At 65.6% G+C, this 7,146-nt stretch carries 5 protein-coding genes and 2 pseudogenes; 5 read left to right on the top strand and 2 right to left on the bottom strand.

What is annotated here, in order from left to right:
- Nucleotides 1–1,100 (bottom strand): annotated as a pseudogene (locus tag IMZ29_RS08855) (polyamine ABC transporter substrate-binding protein).
- Nucleotides 1,101–1,462: 362 nt separating this feature from the next.
- Here IMZ29_RS08855 and IMZ29_RS08860 point away from each other — a divergent pair.
- On the top strand, nt 1,463–2,248 hold the full coding sequence (locus tag IMZ29_RS08860; RefSeq protein WP_216182900.1) for an SAM-dependent methyltransferase: 786 nt from the start codon (nt 1,463–1,465) through the stop codon (nt 2,246–2,248).
- Nucleotides 2,249–2,311: 63 nt separating this feature from the next.
- Nucleotides 2,312–3,669 (top strand): annotated as a pseudogene (locus tag IMZ29_RS08865) (APC family permease).
- Here the strand turns inward: IMZ29_RS08865 and IMZ29_RS23260 are convergent.
- Nucleotides 3,633–4,559 (bottom strand): alpha/beta hydrolase, encoded by a 927-nt coding sequence (locus IMZ29_RS23260; protein WP_216182902.1) that lies wholly within the window; start codon nt 4,557–4,559, stop codon nt 3,633–3,635. The pseudogene IMZ29_RS08865 and the gene IMZ29_RS23260 overlap by 37 nt on opposite strands.
- On the opposite strand from IMZ29_RS23260, the gene IMZ29_RS22680 reads away from it, so the two are divergent.
- The 3 genes from IMZ29_RS22680 to IMZ29_RS08880 all read left to right on the top strand — a co-directional run.
- Nucleotides 4,540–5,496 (top strand): AsmA family protein, encoded by a 957-nt coding sequence (locus tag IMZ29_RS22680; protein ID WP_253206975.1) that lies wholly within the window; start codon nt 4,540–4,542, stop codon nt 5,494–5,496. The genes IMZ29_RS23260 and IMZ29_RS22680 overlap by 20 nt on opposite strands.
- Before the next feature lie 2 nt (nt 5,497–5,498).
- Nucleotides 5,499–6,881 carry an AsmA family protein gene (locus tag IMZ29_RS08875; protein ID WP_503660846.1) on the top strand — a complete coding sequence of 461 codons (1,383 nt, stop codon included), beginning with the start codon at nt 5,499–5,501 and terminating at the stop codon, nt 6,879–6,881.
- A gap of 105 nt (nt 6,882–6,986) precedes the next feature.
- A partial coding sequence (locus IMZ29_RS08880) for a cytochrome ubiquinol oxidase subunit I (protein WP_216182925.1) occupies nt 6,987–7,146 on the top strand: 160 nt, incomplete at its 3' end.

The raw sequence follows: 7,146 nt of genomic DNA on the forward strand, positions 1-7,146 counted from the left end.
TCAGCGGCCCGACTTCAGTTCGGCCCAGAGCCGGGTCTGCAGGCGCTGGATCTCCATCGACTGCGGCTGGATGAGGAAGAGCGTCTTGGCCACGTCCGACGGCGGATAGATCATCGGGTTGTCCGCCACCTTCGGATCGACGAACTCACGCGCGGCCTTGTTGGCGTTCGGGAAGTACACGGCATTGGTGATGCCGGCATGCACTTCGGGCGTCTCGATGTAGTTGATGAAGGCGTGTGCCTCCTTCACGTTCTTGGCATCCTTCGGAATCGCCATCACGTCGAACCACACGGGCGCGCCGCCCTTGGGGATGAAGTAGTCGATCGCGTAGCTGCGCTTGGTTTCTTCCGCACGCACCTTCGAGATGTACACGTCGCCCGAGAAGCCGTAGACCATGCACAGGTCGCCCACGGCGAGCTCGTCGATGTAGCCCGACGAGCTGAACTGGCGCACATAGGGACGGATCTTCTTCAACACGTCCAGCGCGTCGCGGTAATCCTGCGGCTTGCTGCTGTTGGGATCCCGGCCGAGGTAGTGAAGCACGGCGGGGAACACCTGCGCGGCTTCGTCCAGGATAGAGATGCCGCACGACTGGAATTTCTTCGCGTTCTCGGGATCGAAGAGCATGTCCCAGTTGCCGAGCTCGCGCCCTCGCCCAGGATCTCCTTGGCGCGAGTGACGTTGAAGCCCAGGCCGTTCGTGCCCATGCCCCAGGGCACGAAATAGTCGTTGCCCGGATCGGCCTGCGCCACGAGCGCCATGATGTCCGGATCCAGGTTCTTCAGGTTGGGGATCTGGGACTTGTCCAGCTTCTGGAACAAGCCGCCTTCGCGCTGACGCGCCGCATAGTGGGTCGAGGGGACTACCACGTCGTAACCCGAACGCCCCGTGAGCAGGGTGGCCTGCAGGGCATCGTTGGTATCGAAGACGTTGTAGTTGACCTTGATCCCCGTGGCCTTCTCGAAACCCGGCAACGTGTCGGGCGCCGTGTACTCGGCCCAGTTGAAGACGTTGACTTGCTGGGCGAAGGCCGGAGTGGACACGGCTGCGCCGGCCAGCAGGCAGGCGAGCGAGACGCGGGAGAAGGCTGTGCGTGTCACCGTGGAGTGCTCCTTGCTAGGCGGAAAGCGACGACTGCCTGGCGCGCGGCACCTCGAGCCACGCACATTCAGGAACCGCACTTCCAGGGGGGATGCTCCCCCGGGTTCAGGGAAAACCAGAGGCTTTCCCATCGACGAAGGCCGAATGATAAAGTCTTCGGCGTTGCGATGCGACAAAAAATGCGGTCAGTCAGTCGTCGATGTGACTTGCCATCGCCACGCAACACGCTGCAAACGGGCATCATCCGTCATGTTTTGCAACAAGTTTCGGGAAACTTGCCTGGCGTACGCGAGTCAGCTTTCCAGGCGCTGTCCGCCGACAGCGGCTGTCCACGGCGTTACTCCAACCAAGGAAGATACCGATGCTGCGTGCCGATCTCGCATTCCCCCGCCGTTTCCTGACGAGCCTGCTGGGCGCCTGCGCCTTTGTCGGCGCGAGCGCCCAGGCGGCTGACAAGCCCCTGGATGTCCCCTACGTGCCCACGCCGCAGCAGGTGGTTGACCGCATGCTCGAGCTCGGCGAGGTCACGAAGGACACGTATGTCATCGATCTCGGTTCTGGCGATGGCCGCATCCCCGTCACGGCCGCCAAGGAGCACGGCGCGCGCGCCATGGGCGTCGACCTCAATCCGCAGCGCATCAGCGAAGCCAACGAGAACGCCAAGAAGGCCGGCGTGACCGACAAGGTGAGCTTCAAGCAGCAGGATCTCTTCGACACCCCGATCGGAGAGGCCCAGGTGCTCACCATGTACCTGCTGCCGCGCGTGAACGTGCAGTTGCGTCCGCGCATCCTGTCGGAGATGACGCCTGGCTCGCGCGTGGTCTCCCACGCCTTCGACATGGCGGAATGGGAGCCGGACCAGCGCGAATCCGTGGATGGGCGCACCGTCTACCTGTGGATCGTGCCCGCGCAGGTCGGCGGCAACTGGAAGGTCGAAGGCGACAAGCCGTTCTCGCTCGCGCTCGAGCAGCAATTCCAGAAAGTGACGGGCAAGGCCACGATGGATGGCAAGACCGTCGAACTCACCGATGTGTCCCTGCGCGGCGACGAGCTGCGCTTCTCTCTGGATGGCACGGCGCACACAGTGCGCGTGACGAAGGACGGACTGCAGGCGCAGGACGGCAGCTGGAAGGCCGTCAAGGCCTGATTCCGACGGCGCCCGAGGGCGCCGTTTTTCGTCGCGGTCCCTTTCCCCTTTTTGCTGGTAGCCATGAGCCCCCCTGCTTCGTCCGTTCTTGATTCCCACCGCCTGTCCGTGCTCGACGGCGTCGCCTTCATGGTCGGCGTCGTCGTCGGCATCGGCATCTTCGGCTTCCCACCGCTCGTCGCGGCCAACGTGGACAGCGGCACGCAGTACATGCTCGCCTGGCTGGCCGGCGGCCTGGTGATGCTGATCGGGGCACTCACGTACGCTGAGCTCAGTTCGACGTATCCCAGTTCCGGAGGGGAATATCATTTCCTGTCGCGGGCCTTCGGCCGGCGCGTGGGCCTGCTTTTCGCCTGGGCGCGCGGGACGGTGATCCAGACTGGCGCGATCGCGGTCGTGGCGTTCATCTATGGCGAATATGCGAATCAGCTCCTCGATCTGGGCGCCTACGGTGTGTCGCTGCATGCGGCGATCTCGGTGATCGTCCTCACGGCGCTCAATCTGGCCGGCACCGGGCAGTCCAAGCGCATGCAGATCGTCTTCACCCTGGGCGCGATCCTCGCCGTGCTCACCGTGATTGTCGTCGGTCTCGTCGGGGTTGGCGCAGGACAGGCCGAGGCCCGCATCACGGCAGAGGCGACGCCTGCAGCCACCGGGGCGCTGGGCATGGCCATGGTGTTCGTGCTCCTGACCTACGGCGGGTGGAACGAAGCGGCCTATCTCACCGGCGAGATGCGCGACGTCAAGCGCGACGTCATTCGCGTGATGCTCTATGGCACCATGTCGTCGTCATGCTCTACGCCGCCGTCAATCTGGCGTTTCTTGGCATCTTTGGTCTGGATGGCCTGCGCAACACGAAGGCGGTGGGGGCTGCGCTGATGGACATCGTCGCGGGGCCGCGTAGTGCCATCGCCCTATCGTTGCTCGTTTGCCTGACCGCGTTATCCACCATCAACGGGACCATCTTCACCGGTGCCCGCGTGTACTACGCCTTGGGGCAGGACATCCCAGCCCTGCGTGCATTGGGCGGGGCCCGCGGCTCGACGCCGTCTGCGGCGCTCCTCGTGCAGGCAGGCATCACCCTTTTACTCGTGGCGTTCGGTGCCTACAGCGACGGCAGCGGCGTCGAAACCATGGTGGCTTACACGGCGCCGGTCTTCTGGTTGTTCATGCTGCTGGTGGGCGTGTCGCTCTTCGTGTTCCGCCGACGCGATCCTGCCCGAGAGCGCCCGTTTCGCGTGCCGCTGTATCCGGTCACGCCGTTGCTCTTTTGCCTCACCTGCGCAGGGCTTCTCTACTCCAGCACGATGTACGCCGGTCTTGGCGGCCTGCTTGGCATCGTCGTCCTCGCGACAGGACTGCCTTTCGTCCTGAAGTACGGCGGTCAGCCTGCCGTGGTGCCGTCCGCGACCACGCCCTGATCCGGGCGATACCAGAGTGCCCTACCCCAGGGGCCCCGGCCCGCGTGGACAGGGCTCGCGCCGCCCGTGGCGAAGAGCGCGCACAGATGGGCCACGAGCGTACTTGAGGGATCGGCGAGCGAAAGCAGCAAGTCGTGGCGGTCGCCGCCCGGCACGCACAGCACGCCGCCTGGCATCCCGGCGCGCCACGCGGCAAACCGCTGCGCCTCGTCCCGCATCAGGGTGGGATCGGCGCTGCCATAGGCCAGCATCAGCGGACGCGGACTCGGGCCCAACCTGCGCGGACTCAAGCTCAGCACGTCATGGCCGTCCACGCACCAAGCCGCAGCCGCGGGTTCACGCCGCAGCGCCGCCAGATCGTACACGCCGCTCACGGCCAGCCCACCGAGCACGCCCGGCAGATCCAGGCACAAGGCAGCAGCGGGCGCACCCGCCCCCCATCCACAGATGAGCAGACGACGCACGTCCCCCCCAAATCGCTGGGCGCGCTGACCCACCCAGCGCAAGGCAGCCTGGCTCTCGGCCGACATCCCGGCCAGCGTCTGGCCAGGCGCCTGACTGGTGTCGACGACGGCCACGTGGATGCCGTGAGCCAGCAGGCCTGCCGCGACAAAGGCGAACTCGTCCTTGCTGGCCGGCTCATCGTAGCTGCTCGCCAGCAGGACGAGCACAGGTCCCGGATGGCGCGCCGGGAAGTAATCCAGCCGATTGCGCAGCCGCAATCCGTATCTCAGGTCCAGACGCGCACCCGGCGACGTGCGCATGCGCATGCTCGCCATCCACTGACCTGACAGCAGTCGCGCGAGCGGCGTGGGCGCCGCATAGCCATTACGCGGTGCGCCTCGCACCGGCATCCCCTGCGTTTGCCCAATGGGCGATTCGACCGCCACGATGTTCGCTCCTGGCGCGACAGCGCCGTGCCGGATCGGCTGCAAACATCATGCCAATAAGAGATCTGCTCGACGGGCGCGCTACTTGCTCCAGGCGACCGTCGAGCGAGCCTTCTTCATGAAGGCACAGGAGAATCGCATGAAAACGGCGGGCAAATGGGTGCTCGGCATCCTGCTGACCTTGGTGACCCTCCTCGTGGTGGCAGTCATCGTCGTCTACACATTCGACTGGAACCGGGCCAAGCCCCGGATCAACACCATGGTCTCCGAGGCCACGGGACGCACCTTTGCCATCGAGGGCGACCTGGGCGTGAACTGGCAGCGCGATCCGCTGGCGGCAGGCGGCTGGCGCCGCTACGTGCCCCTGCCTGTCATCCGAGCCCGTCAGCTGCACCTGGGCAACCCGGATTGGGCTGAACATGACGACATGGCACGCGTGGATGACGTGTCGTTCGGCATCGAACTGCTTCCCCTGATCCGCAAAACGGTGGTGCTGCGCGCGCTGACCATCGACGGGGCAGAGATCGCCATCGAACGCGACGCCGAGCGCAACAACTGGACGTTCGAAACACCGCAGAACAACACGGAATCGGGTGGCGAGCCGTGGAAGATCGCCGTATCGGAATTGCGCATTCGCCAGGCCGATCTCGCCTATCGCGACAAGCCGCTGGAGCTGTCGATCGACGCCAAGCTCGCCACGCTGGAGGACGCCAAGGCGCGCGAAAACCGCGCGGTGTTCCCTATGGCATGGGCTTCTCGTTCGAGGGCCAGTATCGCAAGGCCACGCTCGAGGGCACGGGAAAGATGGGCGAAGCCTTGTCCTTGCGCGACGCCAATGTTCGCTTCCCCGTCCTGCTCGATGCGCGCGCCGGCAAGGTCGAAGCGCGCGCCGAAGGCCTGGTGGGCGATCTCTATGCCCATCCGACGCTCGACCTGAACGTGCGCATCGCCGCCCCGAGCATGGCCATGCTCTTTCCATTGACCGGCATCGTGCTGCCCAACACGCCCGCCTTCGAGACCCAGGGGCACCTGAACGGTGCCATCGATCCCGAGAACGTGCGTTGGCGCTACGCGGATTTCACGGGTTCAGTCGGCAAGAGCGATCTGAACGGAGACCTGACCTATGACGCCACGGGCGAGCGGCCCAAGCTGTCGGGTGAGATGCGCTCCAAGCTGCTGCGCTTCGAGGACCTCGGCCCGATCGTCGGTGTGGGCGGCGCCGAGGCCGACCCGGCCGCACCCGAGGCGAAGGCCCAGCGTGGCCAGAAGGAATCCAATACACGCCCCGGCAAGGTACTGCCCAACGACGAATTCCTGACCGATCGCTGGCGTGCCATGGACCTGGATCTGCGTTTCACGGGCGAGCGCATCGTGCGGGATGCCGCCCTGCCCTTCCAGCGACTGCGCACCCACGCGATCATGGATGACGGCGTCCTCAAGCTGCAACCGCTCGCCTTTGGGGTGGCCGATGGCGAGGTCGAGGCCGACATCACGCTGGACGGCAGGCAGGATCCGATGCGCGCGCGCGTCATTGCGAACGTGAACGCCGTGCAGTTGCCGCGTCTGTTTCCGACCGTGGAGCTCATGCAGAAGAGCGCCGGGCGCATCGACGGGGCGGTGGCCCTGTCTGCACGGGGCAACTCGATCGCCGAGCTGCTGGGCGAAGCCGGCGGCGAGGTGAAGGTCTATCTGCAGAGCGGCCGGGTGAGCAAGTTCCTGCTGGAGGCCGCCTCGCTCAACATCGCGAGCGCCGTGGTGGCCAAGCTCTTCGGCGACAGTGAAGTGCGCATTCGCTGCGCGGGCATCAGCATGGCGTTGAAGGATGGCCTGGGCACCATGCGCGACTTCCAGATCAGCACGGAAGACGCTCTCATCGATGTGACCGGTGCCGTGGATTTCAAGGATGAGCGACTTGCACTCGACATCAAGCCCGAATCGACGGGCTTGCGCATTGTGTCGTTGCGCACGCCGCTGTACGTGAACGGCACGTTCGCCAAACCGGACATCGGCTTGGAGAAGGGTCCGCTGCTGTTGCGTGCCGGGGCCGCGGCCGCCCTCATTGCGATCGCGCCGGCAGCCGCGGCGTTGTTGCCAGTCACGGTGCCGGGTGACGACGAACAGCCCGACTGCGGCCAGTTGCTCGCCCACGCGCGCAGCAAGCCCAGCCTGAACCCGGACACGAGTGCCCCGATCGAATCGCCTACCGTGCGCACGGGTGGCAATGCCGCCTCGGGCGGCCAGGCCGCGGCGCCGCGTGAGGACGTGCCCCAAGCGCAGCCGGCCAATGGCGGTGCCCCGACGTCGACGCTGCGCCCGCGCTGACGCGGACAGTTTGTCCAAGGACAAGGTGTCCGACGGCGATTTGTCCAATCGTCGTCGGGCACGCATTCTGCCAAGCTGGCGGGCGTCTCTTCGCAGGTGCCCACCATGTTCGGCCTCACCGCCCTCGAGCTCGCGCGCGTCCAGTTCGGATTCACGATCTCGTTTCACATCATCTTTCCCGCCATCACCATCGGGCTGGCGAGCTATCTCATGGTGCTCGAGGGCTTGTGGCTGCGTACCAAGAAGCCTGTCTATCGCGACCTCT

Source organism: Verticiella alkaliphila (assembly GCF_018904615.1).
Lineage (GTDB): Bacteria > Pseudomonadota > Gammaproteobacteria > Burkholderiales > Burkholderiaceae_B > Verticiella > Verticiella alkaliphila.